Annotated in this window: 15 protein-coding genes and 1 other RNA gene; 7 read left to right on the plus strand and 9 right to left on the minus strand. The window is 38.9% G+C overall.

What is annotated here, in order from left to right; translation table 11 throughout:
• Positions 1-312 precede the first annotated feature (312 nt).
• Together ssrS and B0169_RS03295 are read right to left on the minus strand one after the other, a co-directional pair.
• Positions 313-493: non-coding RNA, 6S RNA (gene ssrS / locus B0169_RS03290), on the minus strand.
• A 140-nt stretch (positions 494-633) separates the two neighbouring features.
• On the minus strand, positions 634-939 hold the full coding sequence (locus B0169_RS03295; protein WP_077284551.1) for a cell division protein ZapA: 306 nt from the start codon (positions 937-939) through the stop codon (positions 634-636).
• A 235-nt stretch (positions 940-1,174) separates the two neighbouring features.
• On the opposite strand from B0169_RS03295, the gene B0169_RS03300 reads away from it, so the two are divergent.
• The 7 genes from B0169_RS03300 (at position 1,175) to gcvP (ending at position 11,280) form a co-directional block, all read left to right on the plus strand.
• The gene (locus tag B0169_RS03300) at positions 1,175-1,744 is read left to right on the plus strand and encodes a UPF0149 family protein (RefSeq protein ID WP_077284552.1); all 570 of its coding nucleotides are present in this window, start codon (positions 1,175-1,177) and stop codon (positions 1,742-1,744) included.
• Between the two features lie 75 nt (positions 1,745-1,819).
• On the plus strand, positions 1,820-3,160 hold the full coding sequence (pepP, locus tag B0169_RS03305; RefSeq protein WP_077284553.1) for a Xaa-Pro aminopeptidase: 1,341 nt from the start codon (positions 1,820-1,822) through the stop codon (positions 3,158-3,160).
• Positions 3,161-3,318: 158 nt separating this feature from the next.
• Entirely contained in the window at positions 3,319-4,575 is a 1,257-nt protein-coding gene (gene ubiH / locus B0169_RS03310; RefSeq protein ID WP_077284554.1) for a 2-octaprenyl-6-methoxyphenyl hydroxylase, read from the plus strand.
• A 91-nt stretch (positions 4,576-4,666) separates the two neighbouring features.
• The gene (locus B0169_RS03315) at positions 4,667-5,974 is read left to right on the plus strand and encodes a UbiH/UbiF/VisC/COQ6 family ubiquinone biosynthesis hydroxylase (protein ID WP_077284555.1); all 1,308 of its coding nucleotides are present in this window, start codon (positions 4,667-4,669) and stop codon (positions 5,972-5,974) included.
• Between the two features lie 394 nt (positions 5,975-6,368).
• On the plus strand, positions 6,369-7,457 hold the full coding sequence (gene gcvT / locus B0169_RS03320; RefSeq protein WP_077284556.1) for a glycine cleavage system aminomethyltransferase GcvT: 1,089 nt from the start codon (positions 6,369-6,371) through the stop codon (positions 7,455-7,457).
• A 154-nt stretch (positions 7,458-7,611) separates the two neighbouring features.
• Positions 7,612-8,001: a glycine cleavage system protein GcvH gene (gcvH, locus tag B0169_RS03325; protein WP_077284557.1), complete on the plus strand. Its 390-nt coding sequence runs from the start codon at positions 7,612-7,614 to the stop codon at positions 7,999-8,001.
• A 372-nt stretch (positions 8,002-8,373) separates the two neighbouring features.
• Complete coding sequence (gene gcvP, locus B0169_RS03330) at positions 8,374-11,280, plus strand: aminomethyl-transferring glycine dehydrogenase (protein ID WP_077284558.1); 2,907 nt, start codon at positions 8,374-8,376, stop codon at positions 11,278-11,280.
• Positions 11,281-11,466: 186 nt separating this feature from the next.
• Here gcvP and B0169_RS03335 read toward each other — a convergent pair whose 3' ends face one another.
• From B0169_RS03335 to B0169_RS03365, 7 genes are all read right to left on the minus strand, one after another.
• Positions 11,467-12,291 carry a hypothetical protein gene (locus B0169_RS03335; RefSeq protein WP_202971803.1) on the minus strand — a complete coding sequence of 275 codons (825 nt, stop codon included), beginning with the start codon at positions 12,289-12,291 and terminating at the stop codon, positions 11,467-11,469.
• A 121-nt stretch (positions 12,292-12,412) separates the two neighbouring features.
• Positions 12,413-16,087: a type I restriction endonuclease subunit R gene (locus tag B0169_RS03340; RefSeq protein WP_077284559.1), complete on the minus strand. Its 3,675-nt coding sequence runs from the start codon at positions 16,085-16,087 to the stop codon at positions 12,413-12,415.
• A 9-nt stretch (positions 16,088-16,096) separates the two neighbouring features.
• Complete coding sequence (locus tag B0169_RS03345; RefSeq protein WP_077284560.1) at positions 16,097-16,696, minus strand: hypothetical protein; 600 nt, start codon at positions 16,694-16,696, stop codon at positions 16,097-16,099.
• A 4-nt stretch (positions 16,697-16,700) separates the two neighbouring features.
• Positions 16,701-18,083 carry a restriction endonuclease subunit S gene (locus B0169_RS03350; protein WP_077284561.1) on the minus strand — a complete coding sequence of 461 codons (1,383 nt, stop codon included), beginning with the start codon at positions 18,081-18,083 and terminating at the stop codon, positions 16,701-16,703.
• Positions 18,083-20,431 (minus strand): type I restriction-modification system subunit M, encoded by a 2,349-nt coding sequence (locus B0169_RS03355; protein ID WP_077284562.1) that lies wholly within the window; start codon positions 20,429-20,431, stop codon positions 18,083-18,085. Before B0169_RS03355 ends, B0169_RS03350 begins: the two co-directional genes overlap by 1 nt.
• A 37-nt stretch (positions 20,432-20,468) precedes the next feature.
• A complete protein-coding gene (locus B0169_RS03360; RefSeq protein ID WP_077284563.1) occupies positions 20,469-21,386 on the minus strand; it encodes a restriction endonuclease in 918 nt (305 codons plus the stop codon).
• On the minus strand, positions 21,383-21,559 hold the full coding sequence (locus tag B0169_RS03365) for a helix-turn-helix domain-containing protein (protein ID WP_077284564.1): 177 nt from the start codon (positions 21,557-21,559) through the stop codon (positions 21,383-21,385). Before B0169_RS03365 ends, B0169_RS03360 begins: the two co-directional genes overlap by 4 nt.
• Between the last annotated feature and the right edge of the window lie 273 nt (positions 21,560-21,832).

A 21,832-nucleotide genomic window follows, 5' to 3' on the forward strand; every position in this document is an offset into this window, starting at 1 on the left:
TTGATATATTTAACGTGGTATTTGAAGTTGAATAATTTGAAGGGGGGGAATTTAAGTGCCTTCCAAGGTGCCGTAGCTCACATAGTCCTGAACACTGGGGGGGGGTTCTAGTGCTGCGCGGAAATATCGTTGATATATTTAACGTGGTATTTGAAGTTGAATAATTTGAAGGGGGGGAATTTAAGTGCCTTCCAAGGTGCCGTAGCTCACATAGTCCTGAACACCGGGGGGGGTTCTAGTGCTGCGCGGAAATATCGTTGATATATTTAATGTGGTATTTGAAGTTGAATAATTTGAAGGGGGGGAATTTAAGTGCCTTCCAAGGTGCCGTAGCTCACATAGTCCTGAACACCGGGTGTTCAGGGCGGAAATATCATGCTAACCGTAGGCTTCCCGATACGAGCCGGGCTTGCACAATAGTTACTAATCAACTTCCTTAGGTAAAACTTATCGGCTCAGGGACATAGTTCACAAACGAACACCCCAGAAGACGAAGGTATTATAGCGAATAATGTCAGCTGAATTAAGTCTTTTATTACTTGTAAGACCTGAATGCTTAATGCTTGAACAAATTGAAGTTTCTTTAAACAAAAAGTTGTTTTTTAGGAAATTGAATAATAGTGAGTTGGGGAGTTATGCGCTTTTGGGCGAGTTTACAGCCAGTTCAATTGTCGCTTGTAGTAGCTCAATTTTACTTTGCATTTTTTCACGTTCTTGCTCTAATTCAGCACGTGCTTTAACCAAGTCATTAGCTAAGTTTAACGACATCATAACTAAGGCTTGTTCAGGCGTTTTTGCAGCAGAGCTTTTTTTAACGTCGAGATCTAAGCGTTTGTTGATTTCATCCGCCGCTTGCAACAAAGCAGATTCATGGCCAGCAGGACAAGCGATTTTTAATCGTTTGTTGGCAACATTTATCGTCACTGTGTGTTGGCTCATGGCGTTGTTATTCTCAATACATTAATTTAGTATTTTCAAGCAATAGTTCAAAATACTACGCTACAGACTGTAATACCAAGAAAAGTAATAATAACCAAAACTTAGTACCCAATAAGGGGGAACTATAACGGTGAGTGTTACACTATGCAAGTGATCTCTATGGTTTTTTTCTGGAATCAATGCTATGCCAATGTTAAGATAGCCAGCAATATACCCTGATTGAATTGATATTTTTATGGCTGATAGCACCACTTTAGATTTTCCCTCTGTACAAGCAATTTTAACTAGCGAAGGAATTGAAGCACACGCTGCTGAAATTCATGGTGTGCTAACCGGCTTAATTGCTGCGGGTTTTGAGTTCGAAAGTAATGATTATGTCGCTATGGTTAATGACATGCTCAATAATGCGGAAGGCTTACCTAGCAAGGTTAAGAGCGTAGTTAAAGACATTTACAGTGACATTTGGCAAAAAATTCTTGATGACTCTTACAGCTTTCAATTAATGCTACCTGATGACGATGACTCAATTGTTGAGCGTGGTCATGCCTTAGGCAAATGGGTACAAGGTTTCAACTTAGGCTTTGGCTTACAACAAAATAAAAGTGCCACATTGTCTGAAGACGTTAAAGAAGTGCTGACTGATTTTGGTGAAATTGCCAATTTATCAGATGAGGTTGAAGAAAACGAAGACACTGAGCAAGCGTATTTTGAAATTGCCGAATATGTCAGAATTTCTGCCTTACTTTGTTTTACTGAATTAGGCTCAGCACCTGAAGCAAAAGATAAATCGGCAACGCTACATTAGTATTCCAACTAAAACATTTTTAGTTATTTACCTTTAAGCTACCCACCAACGATAAAAAACAGTGAGCTGGTAACTATGATCAAAAACACGCTACTACCTGTTGCTGAGTTTTGTCAGCGCAGAAGCAATTTTATAGCGCAAATGCCGGCCAACAGCATAGCGCTTATTTCAGCGGGTAAAGAAATTACCCGCAGCAATGACACCGAATATCCATTTTGCCAAAATAAGCATTTCTACTACTTAACAGGTTTTAATGAACCTGATGCTATTTTGGTATTAGTCAAAACTGAGCAAGCAACGTCTGCACAAAGTATTCTATTTTCTCGAGAGAAAGATCTGCTGCAAGAAATTTGGCATGGACGACGAGTGGGTCAAAAACAAGCCGTGATTGATTATCAAGTGGATAGGTGTTTTAGCTTGGCGGAAGTCGATGAACAACTGTTGCCGTTAATCGCGGGGAAAAACGCAGTATTAACCTGCCAACCTGAACTCGTTGAGTTTCAACAACAAGTGCTAGCTTGGTTGAATCAAGTGCGAAAGTCGGCACGAAGCGGCGTAAAAGCACCCAAGTCATTAATTGACTGTAGCGAGCTGATTGATGAAATGCGTTTGCATAAATCACCAGCAGAGCTTGATATTATGCGACAAGTAAACGTGATCAGTGGTGCTGCTCATCAACGCGCGATGTTACAAACGCAAGCCGGTAAATTTGAATATCAAATTGAAGCTGAATTACTGCATGAGTTTGCGACTAACGGTGCACGCTATCCTGCGTATGGTTCTATTGTTGCCGGCGGTGACAATGCTAATATTTTACATTATACCAATAATGACGATGTACTAAATAATGGCGACTTACTGCTTATTGATGCCGGCGGAGAATTAGCGGGCTATGCCGCGGATATTACGCGAACTTTTCCAGTTAATGGCAAATTTACTGAGCCACAAGCGCTAATTTATCAACTTGTACTCGACAGTCAACAAATTGCCATTAACGCAATAAAACCACAGCAAACTTTTGCTGAATTAAACCGTCTAGTTTGTGACTTTTTAACCCAAGGCTTATACGATTTAGGTATTTTAACCGGTGACTTAACGCAATTGTTGGCACAAAAAGCCTGTAAAAAGTACTTTATTCATGGGTTAGGGCACTGGTTAGGACTCGACGTGCATGATGTGGGCGACTATCACTCAAACCAGCAACGCGAGCAACATCGACCTTTTGCTACAGGCATGGTAATGACCATTGAACCGGGTATTTATATCCCATTAACCGATAAAAGTGTTGACGAAAAGTGGCGTGGCATTGGTGTACGTATTGAAGACAATATTGCGGTAACAGCAACGGGTTTTGAAAACCTGACCGTTAATGCACCGAAAACCATTGTGGAAATAGAAGCACTGATGTCGAAATAACTAGGTGTTACTGTAAACAAATCAGTTGATTAAAAACAAAGTGATAAACCTGATAAAAAGATAAGCTTAGGGTTGATTATGTCTGTTGTTAGTAAAGCTTGTTAATAAGGCTAAAGTAACAAAAAACGCTAAAGCAGTATAAAAATTAAAGGTTAACGATGAACACAAGCGTAAATAAAGACAAGGTTACTGCTAATACGGCGAAGCACTTTGATGTGGTTATTTCGGGCGGCGGTTTATCAGGCGCACTTATGGCGCTGAGCTTGTCCACTTTAGTTACTTCGCAGCAAAAGGCCCTGAAAATAGCGATTATTGAAGCGAACCCGATCTTAACTGATCCATCACGTAGCTTTGATGATCGAGTATTAGCTTTATCACATGGTAGTGCTGCCTATTTGGCTAATGTCGGTGCATGGCCGTATTTGTATCAATACGCTGAGCCAATTAAAAATATTCATATTTCAGACCGCGGCCATTATGGTAAAGCCCGATTATATGCAAAACATCAACAAGTTGATGCGCTAGGCTATGTTGCTGAAATGTCGGTTATTGGTGCGGCTTTATTAAAAGCACTGGCAACAAAAAAACACATTACTTGGTTTACTCCTGACAGCATTGAAGATGTGCAATGGCAAAGCGAGCAAGTCAACATTGCGCTAAGTTCAGGTGCTCAGCTAACCACAGCGCTGTTGTTAGGTTGCGATGGCGTACACTCTCCTTGTCGTAAGTTTGCGAATATTGCGACCACTAGCCGTGACTATCAACAATCGGCATTAATTGCCAATGTTGCTACCGCTCATCAGCATAATAATATTGCTTATGAGCGTTTCACCGAAACTGGTCCAATTGCCATGCTACCGCTATCACCAGCGCCAAATGCCAACCAACAGCATCAAGGACGTTGTTCACTGGTATGGACCTTAACGCCAGCGTTAGCCCAGAAAATGATAAATTTGTCAGATGATGAATTTGCTGAGCAGCTAGGGCAATCTTTTGGTCATTGGTTGGGTAAGATAACGCATGTCGGTAAACGTGTGGTTTATCCGTTAAAATTAGTACAAGCAAGCGAGCAGGTTTATCATCGCATGGCATTAATTGGTAACGCTTCACACACCATACACCCTATTGCCGGACAAGGATTTAACTTAGGTTTACGTGATGTCAGTGACATGACTCAAGTGCTCAAAAATGCGTTAGCACAACAACAAGATATTGGCGCTTTTGCGAATTTAATGCAATATGCCAAGGCTCGACAGCAAGACCAACAACAAGTGATCAACTTAACCGACTCGTTAGTCACTTTGTTTTCCAACCAATTACCGCCATTAGTTGCAGGGCGTAATGTTGGCTTAAAAGTATTGAATTATGTGCCGATGTTGAAAAACGCCTTGGTGAAGAAAACCATGGGTTATTAGCAGCCCGCTTTTAGCAGCGAGTTATCAGCTAAGTGCGACAACTAAAAAGCCCGTCGGGCTATTAGAATTAAACAAATAAATGTGAAATATAATGCAAAAATTTGATCTGTTAATTGTTGGTGGCGGTATGGTGGGCTTAACGCTTGCTTTAGCTGTCCGTCAGCAAAGTGAGCTAAGTGTTGCGATTGTTGACAACTCGCCGGTAACTGAACTCAATGACGAGCCCGAAGTAAGGGTGAGTGCTATTAATGCCGCCAGTGTAGAACTTTTTAATAACCTCGATGTTTGGCAAGATATCATTGCTCAACGCGCTCAGCCTTATCAAAACATGCATATTTGGGACAAAGCCGGTTATGGTCAATTAGACTTTGCTTTAAAAGATGTTAGCCAGAAAACCGTAGGGCATGGCCCCGAACAATTAGGCTTTATTGTTGAAAATAAAGCTATTCGCAATGCGCTATGGCACAAAGCCACACAAGACAGTGGCATTGAGTTTTTTACTGAGCATAAACTACAGCAATTAAACCTGAGTGATAACGAAGTATTCGCCACCTTTGAAGCTAATCGCGAAACTGGCCAGCAAGCAATGCCGCTAGTGGCAAAATTAGTGGTTGGTGCTGACGGAGCAAATTCTTGGGTGCGCCAACAAATGAACGTACCGTTAACCTTTCGTGATTATGATCATCATGCCATTGTGGCTACGGTTAAATGTCAGCAAGGTCATCAGAACACCGCTTGGCAAGTATTTTTAGCTACGGGTCCCTTAGCACTATTACCCTTATATCAAGATGACTTATGCTCTATTGTTTGGTCAACAAGCCCAGAAGAAGCAACAAGGTTAAGTGGGCTATCAGCACAAGACTTTGCCAAAGAGATCACCGCTGCCAGTGATGGTAAGTTGGGGGCGATATCGTTAGTTAGTGAGCGTTACACTTACCCGTTAACCATGCGTTTTGCCCAAGAGTTTGTGAAAAGTCGTATGGTACTGGTTGGCGATGCCGCACATACAATACACCCGTTAGCAGGCCAAGGAGTGAACTTAGGCTTACTTGATGCTGCCGCGTTGGCACAAACCCTTGTTGAACAAGTTAAACTTAAAAGTACGCAAAGCCCAAGTAATGGAAATGATCACGGTTGGTATAGTGATAAATCGCTGCAGCAGTTTGCCCGTTGGCGTAAAAGCGAAGCGGCAGAAATGATTGCCGCTATGGAAGCGATTAAACAAGCTTTTAGTCCGCAACAAAGTGCGGTTAAATTAATTCGTGGTCTTGGTATGTCGTTACTTAATAAAATTAAACCGGCTAAAGCTTTAATGATAAATCAAGCGTTGGGTTTTAAGGGGCAACTACCTGAATTGGCCAAAAAACAGCAACAAGACGCCGTGCGAAAAAAAATATAATAAACCTACCTTTACCTTGTTTTTATTGACCATTAGGTCAAGAAAAAGCAAGGTTTTCTCAATCTGTTGATGCCAAATTGGCAGTTTGAGAACCTCATTTTTAACGTAAATTTCCTGCAAGATAAAATTTTAATTTGCCAATAGCTGCCTTTATCGACAGTTAAGGAATTAAATTTTCAAAAGCTATATTTTAAAAAATTTAATTTGGAATAGTTTCTTTAGTTGGGTTTAAATTTTAAAATAGCCATCTTATCTGTTGAATCAACAGCTGCTGAGGGATATAATCTTGCTCACTTTTTGTAAATCTACCGTCTTTATCCTAGGTTTAGTCAACGTGCTTAGTTTGAGCGCTGAAAAAATTTAGGTAAAACAATTAACGTGAGTGAAACGTACGATGACAAATAAAACAGTATTACACGCTAAGCACATAGAGGCTGGCGCTAAAATGGTTGATTTCCACGGCTGGGAAATGCCAATCAACTACGGTTCTCAAATTGAAGAACATCACGCGGTGCGTAAAGATGCCGGTATGTTCGATGTTTCACACATGACCATCGTTGATGTTAAAGGTACTGATGCACAAGCATTTTTACGCCGTTTAGTGATCAACGATGTTGCCAAGCTAGACGTTGCAGGTAAAGCATTATATACCGGCATGTGTAATCATGAAGGCGGCGTTATCGATGACCTAATCGTTTATTTTTTCACTGATACAGATTACCGTTTAGTGGTAAATTCAGCGACACGTGAAAAAGATCTCGCTTGGATTGCTGAGCAATCAGCTGCTTTTGATGTCACCGTTACTGAACGTCCTGAGTTTGCCATGATCGCTGTGCAAGGCCCACAAGCCAAAGCAAAAGTAGCGACATTGTTAAGTGCACAACAAATTGCCGCTGTTGAAGGAATGAAACCATTTTTCTCAGCACAAGCTGGCGACTTATTTATTGCTACCACAGGTTACACCGGTGAAAACGGCTACGAAATCGCTTTACCTGCTGAGCAAGCCGCTGATTTATGGCAGAAACTGCTTGATGCAGGTGTTAAACCTTGTGGTTTAGGAGCTCGTGATACGCTACGTTTAGAAGCCGGTATGAACCTTTATGGTTTAGACATGGACGAAAGCGTTTCGCCATTAGCCGCTAACATGGCGTGGACCATTAGTTGGGAGCCAGAAGATCGTAACTTTAACGGTCGTGAAGTACTAGCAGCACAACGTGCGGCAGGCGACCAACCTAAGCTAGTTGGTTTAGTACTGGAAGAAAAAGGCGTATTACGCACGGGTCTTAAAGTTGTAACTGAAGAGGGCGAAGGCATTATTACCTCAGGCACCTTCTCTCCAACGCTTGGACACAGTATTGCAATGGCACGTGTACCACGTAGCGTTAAATTAGGCACTACTGTAGAAGTTGAAATGCGTAAAAAATTAGTTAAAGTGCAAGTGATTAAACCAAGCTTTGTACGTAATGGTGAAAAAGTTTTTTAAGCAATGAGTAACAAAATCGCTACAATTAATTGCCAATAAAACACGCTTAAAAATGCTAAAAATTTAAGCTATAGTATGAAGTTATTAGCGTAGGCATAGCTTTATACTATAGTAATTTAAACAAATTTTAAAAATAAAGACTAGGAACAAAACAATGAGCAACATTCCTTCAGAACTAAGATATGCAACATCACACGAATGGGTACGCAACGAAGGTAACGGTATCGTTACTGTTGGTATTACTGAACACGCACAAGATCTTTTAGGTGACATGGTATTTGTTGAATTACCTGAAGTTGGCGACAGTGTAAGTACTGGTGACGACGTTGCCGTAGCAGAATCAGTAAAAGCAGCATCAGACATCTACGCACCCGTAACAGGTGAAGTTGTTGAAGTGAATGAAGACCTAGAAGACTCACCTGAGTTAGTCAACTCAGACGCGTTTGGTGACGGTTGGTTATTCAAGCTAAAAATTGAAGATGAAGGTGAGCTAGACAGCTTACTTGATGCTGAAGGTTATGCAAACTCGATCGACGAAGACTAATTTAGCCTCGTCAATTAAGTTTAGTTCGCATTGTCGGCGTTACTCACCTTGTCACTTATCTCAGTAAGTGACAACGGTTTTTAACTTGACGGCTTTGCCTAAAACATAATTGATATTGCTAATTTTTCGAGCACATTTTGTTTTTATATAATGTTGCTTTTGTTATTCGCCTCAATTGCTTAGTCAACTAAGTTCACAAGACTAATAACTTTAGCGCCTTACTTACATGAATGTAGGTAATAGGTTAAGTCAAAACAATTAACCTGTGTATAAATAACAAACGGTTTACGAAAAAATTTTAAGCCTCGAAGATTCATCCGAATACCGGGGCTTTCTTTTATATTACGTTTAAATACTAAGTGAAGCTGTTTTATGACTACTCAATATAATGACTCTTTATCTTTAGCTGAATTAGAGCAAAGACAAGATTTTATTCGTCGTCACATTGGTCCAAATGACGAGCAAACTCAAGCCATGTTGCACGATATCGGTGCTGAATCTGTTGATGCCCTGATTGATGAAATCGTGCCAAGCGATATTCGTTTAGCAGACTTACTGGCGATTGAAGAAAGCAAAACCGAAGTACAAGCGTTAACCGACTTAAAAGCGGTTGCTAGCTTAAACAAAGTCAACGAGACTTATATTGGTTTAGGTTACTACGGCACACTTACCCCTAATGTTATTTTACGTAACGTTTTAGAAAATCCAGGCTGGTACACGGCTTATACGCCATATCAACCAGAAATTGCTCAAGGTCGTTTAGAGTCATTATTAAACTACCAACAAATGTGTTTAGACCTGACCGGTTTAGACCTAGCATCAGCGTCATTGCTTGATGAAGGTACAGCAGCCGCTGAAGCCATGGCATTAGCAAAACGCGTATCTAAAAACAAAAAATCAAATATCTTTTTCGTTGCAAGTGATGTTTACCCACAAACTATCGACGTAATTAAGCAACGTGCTGACATGTTTGGCTTTGACATTGTTGTAGCGCCATCGGTTGACGTAGTTGAGCACGACGTATTTGGTGCATTATTGCAATACCCAAGTGCTACTGGTGAAGTTACAGATATCAGTGAATTAATTGCTAAAGTTCATGAGAAAAAAGGTATTGTTGCCGTTGCAGCCGATATTATGAGCTTAGTGCTATTAAAATCACCGGGCGAATTAGGTGCTGATGCCGTTATCGGTTCAAGCCAACGTTTTGGTGTGCCTATGGGGTACGGTGGACCACACGCTGCATTCTTCACAACGTCTGATAAGTACAAGCGCTCATTACCGGGTCGTATTATTGGGGTATCAAAAGATACTCGCGGTAACCCAGCACTGCGTATGGCTATGCAAACACGCGAGCAACATATTCGTCGCGAAAAAGCCAACTCAAACATTTGTACAGCACAAGTATTATTGGCGAACATGGCAGCATTTTATGCAGTTTACCATGGTCCTAAAGGCTTAAAAGTTATTGCTGAACGTATTCATCGTTTTGCTGATATTTTAGCGCATGCTGCTAATCTTAAAGGTTTAACGCCTTTACACGGACAGTTTTTTGATACCGTAACCTTTAACTTATCAAGCGAGAAAAAAGCTGAAATCGTAGCGCGAGCACTAGACAAAGGTGTTAACTTGCGTACTGACGTTGAAAACCAAATCAGCATTTCATTTGATGAAACCACTAACCGCGTTAAGTTCTCAGCAATATTAGCTATTTTATTCGGTGACGATCATGACCTTAACATCGAATTACTTGACGCTGAGTTGCGTGTATTAGGCAGTGACTCAATTCCTGCGGCATTAAAACGTGAAACAGCGATTCTAACCCATCCAGTATTTAACTCGTATCACAGTGAAACTGAGATGCTACGTTACATCAAAAAGTTAGAAAACAAAGATTTAGCATTGAATCACTCAATGATTTCATTGGGCTCTTGTACCATGAAACTAAATGCGACAGCGCAAATGATCCCAGTATCATGGCCTGAATTTGCTAACATGCACCCATTTGCACCTGTTGACCAAGCACAAGGTTACAAGCAAATGATTGACGAGTTAGGCGACGCATTAATTGAGCTAACAGGCTACGACAACATTTCAATGCAACCAAACTCTGGTGCACAAGGTGAATATGCCGGCCTTATCGCGATTCATAAATACCATGCAAGCCGTGGTGATGATCACCGTAACATTTGTTTAATTCCTGCTTCTGCACATGGTACTAACCCAGCGTCAGCGCAAATGGTTGGCATGAAAGTGGTTGTGGTTGATTGTGACAAGGAAGGTAACGTTGACATGGACGACTTGCGTAGCAAAGCTAGCGAGTTAGCCGAGAACTTGTCATGTATCATGATCACGTACCCGTCAACACATGGTGTATACGAAACGACAATTGCTGAAATTTGTAGTATTATTCATCAGCATGGTGGCCAAGTTTATCTTGATGGCGCAAACATGAACGCGCAAGTTGGCGTAACATCACCAGGCTTTATCGGTGCTGACGTTTCTCACTTAAACTTACACAAAACTTTTGCTATTCCACACGGCGGCGGTGGTCCAGGTATGGGTCCTATCGGCGTTAAAGCGCATTTAGCCCCGTTTTTACCAGACCATGCGTTAATTAACGTGAGCGAAAGCACTAAAGGCAATGGCGCCGTTTCAGCAGCTCCATACGGTAGTGCCGGTATCTTATGTATATCTTACCTATACATTGCTTTATTAGGCCGTAAAGGTGTTACAGATGCCACTAAATACGCGATTACCAACGCTAACTACTTAGCAACTAAACTTAGCCAACATTACCCAATTTTATATGCAGGGAAAAATGGCCGAGTTGCTCACGAATGTATTATCGACTTACGTCCACTTAAAGCAGAATCAGGTGTGACTGAAGTTGATATGGCAAAACGTTTAATGGATTACGGTTTCCATGCGCCAACCATGTCGTTCCCAGTAGCGGGTACGTTTATGATTGAGCCGACAGAATCGGAATCAAAAGTTGAATTAGATCGTTTCATTGAAGCGATGGTTTGTATTCGTGATGAAGTGCGTAAAGTAGCGTCAGGTGAATGGTCAAGTGAAGACAACCCATTACACAATGCACCGCATACATTAGCAGATATTACTGATACGTGGGATCGTGGTTACACGATTGCTGAAGCGGTATTCCCTGTGCCTGCGGCAGCAGCGAATAAATTCTGGCCAACGGTTAACCGTATTGATGATGTGTACGGGGATCGTAATTTGATTTGTTCATGTCCACCAGTTTCTACTTATCAAGACTAACTGGTTTTGTGCCTGAATATTTAAAATTCAGACAATGTATTAAAAAATAGACAAACTTCGGTTTGTCTATTTTTTTTTGGGGGGGTTATAAGGCTTATGCAACTTAAATATTTACAGAGCTTCACGGAATAGATGGTTAAGATAATTAACTAGAGATATTTTCAATACTTTCTCAAACTTTAAGTATCATTCTTTAATAGAGTTAAGTGTTATTTGATTACCTTCAATTGTTTTAATTACAACTGGAAGACCAATTTCGTATGTTGTGTCGTTTCTTACTGATTGACCTACATATTCAGTAATGTCCTCTTGAAGAGTATTTCCAGTGTTTAATGCGTTTTGAGCTACATGCTTCGCCTTAGGACCATAGGTATTAACCATTCCTAAGACGCCAATATCGTTTGCTTGCACTAAATTCTTTTGGCAATAAGCTACTACTCCACCTCCCGGAATGTTTCTTGTTTGAAATGAATACTTGTAAAGGTGGTCAACCCTACCTATTGGGCAAGTAAGGCCTAGCAAAATTTCCGTACGCATAGCGTCCAAAGACACCTGATCTATTACATGTTGCATCTTTGATTCAAGTGCTTTGTTAATAGCATGCTCAACAACATCAGAAACAAAGTCGGCTGATAAAAGGTTTTGAAAATCCTTTTCTGGAATAAAAGTACCCTTATCGTATATGCTCGATCTACCGTTTTTTATTAGGTTATTTCGATCACAGCTTTTTCTGACGATACATCTAAACTTCTCACCTGACTCATAATCAATTCTTAGCTTTCCTAAATGACCTGTAATACAGTTAATTATGTGTTGAGCCGTTAGAGTGCTGCCCGCAAATGCTATTAAACATTTGTGAGAGTTGAATATTTTTATATAGTCGTGGAAGTTTTCACCAATAAAGTGGGGCTCCCATACATGGATTGGAACTTCTACAATCTTTCGAAATTCAGAAACTAATGGTTTTCTGCCCGTTGAAGTAACTGTGCTAATTATGCTGTCAGCAACCATGAAAATACCTGAACGCCTGTCAGGAACATAAATACTTGGTGTTCCCCACGAAAATTTATTTTGTTTCTATCCGGCTACTACTAATGTCATTGCAATCCCTTGAATAAAAAAATTTACTTAATTATTTATCTCGATTCCTGATTACATCTTGAAAGTTAAACTCAGTAATAATAACTGATGATTTAGATTCTTTATTCTCATCACTTTCATCAATTTCAACTTCAGAATCAAGCATCTTACGACTTAACTTCTCTTTGATAGTTTTATAAGGCTTTTGCAATAACGCTGCTGCTCCGGCTACTGTAAGTCCTGTCTCTGCTACGGATATCGCTCCTGAACCAAGTTCAATAGCTGCTTTACCAAGCTCAATTGCAGGCTGATAATAACTAACTGCAATTTCAAAGATTGAACTTCCTTCACTGACCGATGTTAATGACAATATTAAGCAGCTTTCATCTTCTTCGGCTTCACTGAGCTCTTTTATACCTGACTCACTAAGACATGGTAGAAACTCATTTACTAACTCAAAGTAAGCTTCAAGGTGTTTAGGGGTTGATACACCAATCTCTTTTAGCTCCTGAAAGTTACCTAATACACTTAAGCCTATTACATCATCAACGTAAGGAATATCTGTAGTAATAGTAAGAGAAGCAACTTGAGTTACATTTTGAAGCTCTTCAACTTGTGAAGACCGATACAAGGTTTTATCGCCAAAGATTAAAGGAATAGGTTTAAGCGCTTTAGCTGTATTTGTTTTCAATGAATTATAAACTTTATGCAATAAGTGCTCAGATGCTAGTCCTCTGAAATCTGAATCGCCCATAAGTTTATTAAAGATTTCTTCATTGCCGTCCATTCTATCAATAACAAGACCACTAAATGCTTTATTAAAAACATAACGGAAGTCATCAATATTATTGGCTTGAGCAGCCATTTGTAGCTTTTCGCTTTCTACAGCCTCTTGCTGAATTTGATCAAAGAATAATTGATCGGCTTGAGTGAAATCAGTACCGAAACGATCATTTAGTAAATCTACAAGCTCAGATAAACGAATCATATCTTCACCTTGCTGACCAGTCCCTACATCAGAAGGACCTTTAAGAGGCTTAGCTTCGCCTGTATTAAGGTTTATCTGGCCTTCACTAATCTTTTGAAGTCGGTAATACTGGAGCTCTACATCATCTTCAACATGGTAATCAGGGCCACTCGCTTTTCGAGGAAGCTTGGTTAGCAGGAAGCGGGTATATGTATATAGTTGTTCTAGATCAGAGTCTTGATAAGGGATAACTTGCGACATAAAAGCGTACATGTTTCTAAAATCAACAAGTAAGCCTTTAAATTCAGATTGTTCCTCTTCTTCTAATTCTTTAAAGCGACTGATTGCTTTATCAAGGATACTATTAAACTTCGCATGGTCTGTTTTAGTTTCCTGCCTTTTGGGTTGAAAATAAACATCGCAAAATTGTGCTACTTCATCTTGGAAGATAATACCTTGTTCATTGATTTGATCTTGCAAACGATATAAATGCTGAGGATCAGTCAGTTCATCGGCCTTTACTTCTTCATAAAAGTCTTTGAAAGCTCTAAAAATATCATCTCGTTTGTTCTGGAAATCAAGAACAAAAGTATCTTCTTTACCTGCGCACATTCTATTTAAACGTGATAGCGTTTGAACAGCCTGTATGCCTGAAAGTTTTTTATCAACATACATTGTGTGTAACAACGGTTGGTCAAATCCTGTTTGATATTTCTCTGCTACTAACAAAAGTTGGTATTCATCAGTGTCAAACTGTTCAGGCAATTCACTTTCTTTAATGCCTTCATTTAATCCAACTTCAGTGTATTCCTTTCCTGGTACTTTAGGATCTTCAACAGAGCCAGAAAAAGCCACTAGCGATTTAACATCGGTATAGCCTTTCTCTTGAATATATTGATCAAACATCTTTTTGTATTCAACGGCTTGTAGGCGAGATCCTGTAACAACCATTGCTTTGGCTCTACCACCAATTTTATGTCGAACATGTTGTCTAAAATGCTCAACCATAACTTCGGTTTTTTGATATAAGTTTGTTGGATGGCTATTAAGATTTCGAGCAAGCGTTTTTGCTGCTTTCTTTCGCTCTACATGTGGATCATCTTCAGACGATTTAGCAATACCAAAATATGCGGTATATGTTGTATAGTTTTTCAATACATCGAGAATAAACTTTTCTTCAATCGCTTGGCGCATTGAGTACTTATGAAAAGGTACTTCACCACTTACAGGGCTAGGCTCGTTGAACACATGTTTGGTTTTGTATTTTGGTGTTGCAGTAAAAGCAAAAAAACTAATGTTAGACTGTTTACCACGCTTCATCATTTCGCGGCAAACTTCCTCAAAATTATCAATGTCTTCGTCTTCTATGTCATTTTCAACTACGTATTTAGCTGCTTCTTGCTTAATGCCATCTTTATTTAAAACACCTTTCAACTCCATCGCTGTTTCGCCAGATTGCGAGCTATGGGCTTCATCTACAATTACAGCAAAGTTTTTACCGGCAGTGCTAAATTGCATTGCACCATCAAGTTGATTTTCATCATTTAATTTGTCTATGGTTTCGGTAACAAACGGGAATTTTTGAAGTGTAGTGATAATAATCGGCGTGCTGTTAACTAATGCATTAACCAATTGACGTGTATCTTCATCAATTTTTTCTACAACACCTTGTTTGTGTTCAAATTGATAAATAGTATTTTGTAACTGCTGATCTAAAACGCGTCTATCTGTAACAACAATGACAGAGTCAAAAATGCGATCTTCGCTCTCATTATGTAAGCTACTTAAACGATGTGCTAACCAAGCTATAGAATTTGATTTTCCTGATCCCGCAGAGTGCTCTACAAGATAATTGTGACCTGGACCAGAGTGATAAGCATGGTTAACTAAGCCTCGAACGGCATCAAGTTGATGAAAACGAGGAAAGATCATCGTTTCTTTTGTTACTTTCTTAATGCCTTTATCGGTAAGTACTCGTTTCTCTTCAACTTGTAAGTGCATGAACTTACCTAGTATGTCGAGCATGCTGTCACGGCTAAATGTTTTTTGCCATAAATAAGCTGTTTTGTAATCATATTCATGGTTTTCTGGATTACCAGCACCATGGTTACAGCCCTTATTAAATGGTAAGAAGAAGGTTTTTGTTCCGTTGAGGCGGGTTGCCATAAATACAAGCTGTGTATCTACAGCAAAATGCACTAAAGTACGCTTTTTAAATTCAAAAATGAGTTCTTTGTGATCACGGTCATTTTGATATTGACGTTTAGCATGTTCAACATCTTGACCTGACAGCTCATTTTTAAGCTCCATAGTGACCACAGGAATACCGTTAATAAATAGAACGACATCAAGTGAGTTTCTATGTTGACCAGAGTAATATAACTGGCGGGTAACACTTAATATATTTTTATTATAGAGCTCCCAGGTATCATCATTTTTATGGTTGTTTGGCGCAAAAAATGCCATTTTTACTTTTTTGCCATAGCATTTAAAACCATGACGAAGTACTTTTAATGTTCCTCGGGTATTGAGCTCTTTATGAAGTGTTTCAACTACTAAGTCTTCTGTACCTTCACCATGGATTGCTTTAAGTGCTTTCCACGTTTTTGGTTGAGTACTTTCAACAAACTGAATTACTCGTTTTGGCTCTAATGCTCTTTCGGTATCAAAGTCTTTGCTATTGCCTTGTTGATATTTATGTTGTTCTAATAAACATGCTTCAATAGCATCTTCAAACCTTGCTTCCGTATGTTTTTTCATAATACTCCCTTACCCAACAAGCACAGGGCATTGATTGTCTAATTCTTCTAATTTCATACCGTTAATGTCATCATAATGGTAATGACGAATAGAGTGATCTCTAATGATATAACCTTCTTCATCAACAAAGCGGCTAGGGTCAACCATGGTGGAAAATACAAATTTCTTTAAATGAAGTCGTTTTTTCTCATTGGTATATAAGTTTATAATGGCTTGAATTGCTTTACACCAAGACTCTGTAGAAGAAAGCTGGTCAACTAAGCTTTCAGGCAAAGAGGCTGATTTAAACTCGATGCAATAAACAGAGAGCTTATTACGGTAGAGTTGAAAAATAACAAAGTCACACCGCTTTGACCAAGGCCTAGCATCATCTTCTAAAAAATGAAAAAGCGGGTCTGTACTGCCACGTTGATTTTTTAAATCTAGCTTTAATGCAATGACTTCACCGCTAAAAGCTAATCTCACTTTTTGCTTTCGCTCAGCCCCACCCGCTAGAAATATTTTCTCTTCTAGTACAATTCGACCATTGTCTCGCTTAGTTATTTCATAAGCATTAGTATTTAAGTAAGCTTTCAAACCTCTGAAGTATTTATTTGCATCCACTGCCATTTCTTTAGCCTTCCTCAGGAGTTTCTATATCGCGAAGATCTATTTTTCCTGTTACGGCATCATCTATTAGAGACTTCCTAAGCTCCATCAGCTTCTCTATTGCTTGATTATTCTTGTCTAACGCGTTTTTTATATAATCTGTTTTTTTATCTAAATAAGAAACAATTTCTAATTGTTCTTCTAATGAGGGGTACCAAGCATAACAAGACTTTAAAATTCCTTGAGTGATACTAAACACTTTGACCCCTGAAACACTTTTTCTAATTTGCCATTTGAACATTTCTGAATCGAGTAAATATGCGAAATATCGAGGTAAGTCTTGAGTTCTCAACCTAGCAACTACAGTATGATAACCTGCAAATGTAGGTTTTTTACTGTTCAAGTACGTAAAACTACCCGAGCCGTCAAGGTCCTCAGAAGTGTCGGCGAAAACAAAATCTCCAAAGTCTAATAATGCATTCTTCCCTGTATCGTAATAAGTTTCGTCGACACATTTAAGTAAATCTCGCTCAGGGTCGACTTCAAAACCGTATTTTGAGTGTATTTCACCGTAGTTAATACATGGAATGCCAGAGTCTTTTAAATCAGCTCGTGTAATTCCTAACCCTCTAGAGAAGTTGAAGATAAACTTAAGTCTTCTAATTTTCCAAGTTTTTGGAATTTTTCCTAACCAAGCTATATTTGATTCTTCTAATTCATTGTCTTCTTTAATTCCTAAAGTTACTGCTGAATTAATTAAAGACAAGCGCTTCAATGATAATTTTTTATTAGTTAATTTCTTTTTGTTAATTAGGTCGTCAATCTTGCTTAATCGAAAATCGAGAAGCTCAACAATTTTAGATTGTTCATCAATTGTAGGCAGCCAAACATATGTAGATTTTAATATTGCTTGGGTAATACTAAAAACTTTTACGCCTGTTACACTTTTCCTAACTTGTGTCCTAAACCTTCCAGAATCGAATAAATACGCAATATATCTAGGGTTATCATCAGATTGAAGTCTTGCAACAACTGTGTGGTATCCTGCAAAAGTCGTTTCATCACTATTTAAATAGGTAAAATTACCAGACCCTTCTAAATCTTCTGAAGTATCAGCAAAAACAAAGTCTCCATTTTGAAGCAAGGATTTTTTGCCCGTTTCAAGGTAATCTTCATCTACACATTTCAGAGTGTCTCTCTCGGGTATAACTTCAAAGCCAAATTTTGAATGAATTTCACCGTAATTAACACATGGTATGCCTTCGTCTTTTAAATTTGCTTTAGTAATGCCTAAGCCTCTATCGAAGCTAAATAAATGCCGAAATCTAATTTTTCGCCAATGTGCAGGCAGATCTAGTCCGTTTATAATTTCACTAGTGATCAAGTTATCGTAGCTATTTAACTTCATTAAATGACCTCCGCTAGCATTTTCATAATGTCTGTTTCTAGCGTTTTTATTTCACCTTCGATTTTTGCTAACGGGCGTGGTTCTTGGTAATCATAAAAGTGTCGATTAAACGAAATTTCATAACCCACTTTGATTTTTGTATAGTCAATCCAAGCATCGGTATGATATGGCAGTACTTCTTTAGTTAAGAATTGCTGACAATGGTCTTTCGCTAAAGCTAACAGTTCTTCGGTATCAACTTTCCCTTTAGTTTTCTTTGTTTCGTAATCAAGCGGTAACGGCAGGTCGATAAGTTCATTTTCTTCATCACGTTTACCGTTAATTAATATACCTCCTGGGAAAGGGATATTTTCATAATCTCTCAGGTCTGAATCTGGCTCAGGTTGACTCTTAGCGTTCAAACATGGTTCTGCTGTTGGGTCTTTTTCACCAAATGCCCCGTGTGAGAGCAACGATTTTTTCATTGCAGCATCAAACTTAAGCTCTGATGTTGCAAATAACTTTTTAAATTGCCCTTCAATAACTTTTCTGTCTTTAATTAATTCATTGTCTGCGTAGAGTTTCTTCGCTTCTGAAAATATGCGTAGCAGTTCGTCTTGGTCTGCTTTACCTGCTGCAATTTCATCAGCTATAGCTTCTTTGTTTTTACGCTTTGCAGAGGTTGCCAAATTTTTGAAAAAATCAGAGTTTTTAATACGTTCGATACGCTCATCATTAACAATAAAGTTCAAGCGTAGAGGCCTTTCGACAGTAACTTTAAAGTAACCAAAATCCTGATTGTTAAATATTTTTGAAACAAAGATATCTCTGTCTTTATCACGTTTTTTATCTTTAGGGCTATCTAGGTTAGTCCCAATTTTATTTAAAGTGCTGGTGATATCATTTTCATAATTAGCATAAAGACGGGTAATTTCAGTAATATGATCTGGCTCTTTGGCGTCACCATTTACGGGGCCTTCACCAATTTTTTTACGTTTATCTCCTAAGCTTTTTTTCATTTTCCAGGCAAAGTCAGTGGCATTGATTAATTGAACCTTTCCTTTACGTCTAGCTTCTTTTCGGTTGGTAACAATCCAGATATACGTGTAGATACCTGTGTTGTAGAACATTTGATCAGGTAGACCAACAATGGCCTCTAGCATATCGTTTTCTAAAATGTACCTACGGATATTGCTTTCACCACCTCCAGCATCGCCAGTAAACATTGGAGAACCATTAAAAACCACCGCTATTCGTGAACCTCTACCACCCTCAACACCACCTGGTGCTGGTAATTTGTAGGTTTGTGGTGGTCGTTCCATTTTAGACATCATGTGCATTAAAAATAGTAATGCACCATCACTAATACGTGGCAAGCCTGGGCCAAATCGGCCATTGAAGCCAAATTGGTCATGTTCTTTGGTTACGTTATCTTTTTCTGGTTTCCACTCAACACCAAATGGTGGGTTAGCTGCCATGTAGTGAAACTTTTCAGTTGGGTGGCCATCACCATCAGCGAAGCCCTCTTTAAACTTTCCCGTACCTAAGGTATTGCCGTAAACAACGTTATTTACATCTTCACCTTTAATCATTAAGTCGGAACCACAAATGGCGTATGATTCGGCATTATATTCTTGGCCAAACAGCTCAATATTTGCATCACTATTGAGATCATCCATAATGGTGCGTTCTGCCTCAGATAAAATACCACCGGTTCCACAGGCAGGGTCGTAAATTTTAATTACTTTACCCGCTTTATGAATTTGTTCTTCACCTGTAAATAGGAGATTCACCATCAGCTTAACTACCTCTCTCGGCGTGTAGTGATCTCCTGCCTCTTCATTAGCTTGCTCATTAAATCGGCGAACAAGATCTTCAAAAACATTACCCATTTTATCATTGGGTACTCTATTTGGATGAAGGTCTACTTCAGCCATAGCTTTAACAACTTCAAACAAACGGTTTGCGTCGTCAAGTTTTTCAATTTCTTCAGAAAAGCTAAACTTTTCGATAATATCGCGTGCTCGTTCAGAGAAGCCGGCAATGAATTTGTTTAAGTTTGCTGCTAATTTATCGGGGTCATCGAGTAAAGTTTTAAAGGTGAAATTTGATGTGTTAAAAAACTTTAAATCAAACTTTTGAAGAATTATTTCCTCAATGGTGTCTTCATCTTGATTTGCTTTAACTAGTTTTTCGTATTGTTCTAATACTTGCTGTTTACTTTCAATCAAAACAGAATCTAAACGTTTTAATACCGTTAGGGGAATCATGACTCTACGGTATTGAGGTGGTCTGTATGGTCCACGAAGTAAGTTTGCTATTTCCCATACCTTATTACTGTGTTCTTTAAATTTTCCAAGTTCTATCATTTTTTATTTATCCATTGATTCTGTTGTAGGTAAGGGCCTAGTTTTCAAAAAATTCTTCGTCGATTTTCTTCAGGTGTAATACCTGTTCGTCTCTACTGCCAATGTTATAACGCAGCATGAGTTTTGCTAATTCTGTTCCATTGATAAGTACGATGCGTGTACCTAAATCTTGTGCCGTTTTTTTTGCTGATGCGGTGAATTCAGATGTGGTAATGAAGATACCTTTTTGCGCTTTCTTAAGGTTTAAAGCACCAAAGAAATCACGAATATCGCTAGCACCAACATTGTTGCCCTCAGCGTAACGTTTAGCTTGTATGTATATCTGATCTACGCCTAACGGGTCTTGATCTATAACACCATCAATGCCGTTATCTCCTGTTTTACCCAGAGCATGTGCCGCACCTTCACCAGTACCGCCATAACCCATAGCAACGAGGAGCTCGATTAATAAACCCTCAAAGAATGCTGGTGTGACTTTGCGAGTGCGTTCTAGAATATCTTGAGCTAATGAGTTGTTAATGGTTTTATATGCTGCTCGTAGAGCTTCATCAGGAGTAATTTCTTCGGTATCTATAGATGTTGCTTCTATAACATCAGAGCCTTCGTTTTTTTGCTCTGTGAATGCAATAAACTCATCAAATTGCTTTAAATACTTTTTATCAATAACAGCTTGATTGTCTTTGAGTGCATTAATACCGCGGTCGGTAATTTTAAAGTGAGCACGCCTCGTTACTTCAAGTAAACCAGCTTTAGAAAGGTAGGTACGCGCCCAACCAACTCTGTTATCGAGAATGCTTTGCTTGCCGCTCGGTAATGTTTCTTCACGCTCGTCTTCAGTAAGATTAAACTTATCAGCAAGCTCATTGATAACATCACGAAGTTTTACTTCTTTGTCATTAGCAGCCTGAGCTATCTCAAGAAAAGGGCGCATAAATGCTTGATAGTTAGGGATCATTTATTTTCCTTTTGTTCTTCAATCCATTGTTCAATATCTACACGCTTAAAGCGCCAGCTACCGCCGACTTTAAAGCCGGGAAGTTTACCTTCGCTAGCGAGTCTATAAGCCGTTTTTTCATTGAGTTTTAAATAGATCGCTAACTCTTGAATCGTGAGTATATCGTCAGCCATTCACAATGCCCCCTAACTTAGATTAATCCTATCATATGAGAAAATTGAGGAATTTGAAAGGCAATCAAATTAATAGATCAAAATTATTTTTAAACAATTAATTTAGCCTGGTTTTTTACGTTATTTATATTTAGCTAGTTGATTTATATAAAGTTCAATTTATCGACATTCACATTAATTATTGGTATTGTAACTAATTGATATTTATGGGGTATTTGATCTTTTTTTGTTAGTTCATCTAACATCGTTTTTATATGATTGATTTGGTGTGAT

Source organism: Cognaticolwellia aestuarii, from assembly GCF_002000025.1.
In the GTDB taxonomy this organism is placed as follows: Bacteria; Pseudomonadota; Gammaproteobacteria; order Enterobacterales; family Alteromonadaceae; genus Cognaticolwellia; species Cognaticolwellia aestuarii.

Coding starts and splice junctions, on each gene's coding strand:
- B0169_RS03295 (WP_077284551.1), bottom strand. CDS start 939: ATGAGCCAACACACAGTGACGATAAATGTTGCCAACAAACGATTAAAA.
- B0169_RS03300 (WP_077284552.1), top strand. CDS start 1,175: ATGGCTGATAGCACCACTTTAGATTTTCCCTCTGTACAAGCAATTTTA.
- pepP (WP_077284553.1), top strand. CDS start 1,820: ATGATCAAAAACACGCTACTACCTGTTGCTGAGTTTTGTCAGCGCAGA.
- ubiH (WP_077284554.1), top strand. CDS start 3,319: ATGAACACAAGCGTAAATAAAGACAAGGTTACTGCTAATACGGCGAAG.
- B0169_RS03315 (WP_077284555.1), top strand. CDS start 4,667: ATGCAAAAATTTGATCTGTTAATTGTTGGTGGCGGTATGGTGGGCTTA.
- gcvT (WP_077284556.1), top strand. CDS start 6,369: ATGACAAATAAAACAGTATTACACGCTAAGCACATAGAGGCTGGCGCT.
- gcvH (WP_077284557.1), top strand. CDS start 7,612: ATGAGCAACATTCCTTCAGAACTAAGATATGCAACATCACACGAATGG.
- gcvP (WP_077284558.1), top strand. CDS start 8,374: ATGACTACTCAATATAATGACTCTTTATCTTTAGCTGAATTAGAGCAA.
- B0169_RS03335 (WP_202971803.1), bottom strand. CDS start 12,291: ATGGTTGCTGACAGCATAATTAGCACAGTTACTTCAACGGGCAGAAAA.
- B0169_RS03340 (WP_077284559.1), bottom strand. CDS start 16,087: ATGAAAAAACATACGGAAGCAAGGTTTGAAGATGCTATTGAAGCATGT.
- B0169_RS03345 (WP_077284560.1), bottom strand. CDS start 16,696: ATGGCAGTGGATGCAAATAAATACTTCAGAGGTTTGAAAGCTTACTTA.
- B0169_RS03350 (WP_077284561.1), bottom strand. CDS start 18,083: ATGAAGTTAAATAGCTACGATAACTTGATCACTAGTGAAATTATAAAC.
- B0169_RS03355 (WP_077284562.1), bottom strand. CDS start 20,431: ATGATAGAACTTGGAAAATTTAAAGAACACAGTAATAAGGTATGGGAA.
- B0169_RS03360 (WP_077284563.1), bottom strand. CDS start 21,386: ATGATCCCTAACTATCAAGCATTTATGCGCCCTTTTCTTGAGATAGCT.
- B0169_RS03365 (WP_077284564.1), bottom strand. CDS start 21,559: ATGGCTGACGATATACTCACGATTCAAGAGTTAGCGATCTATTTAAAA.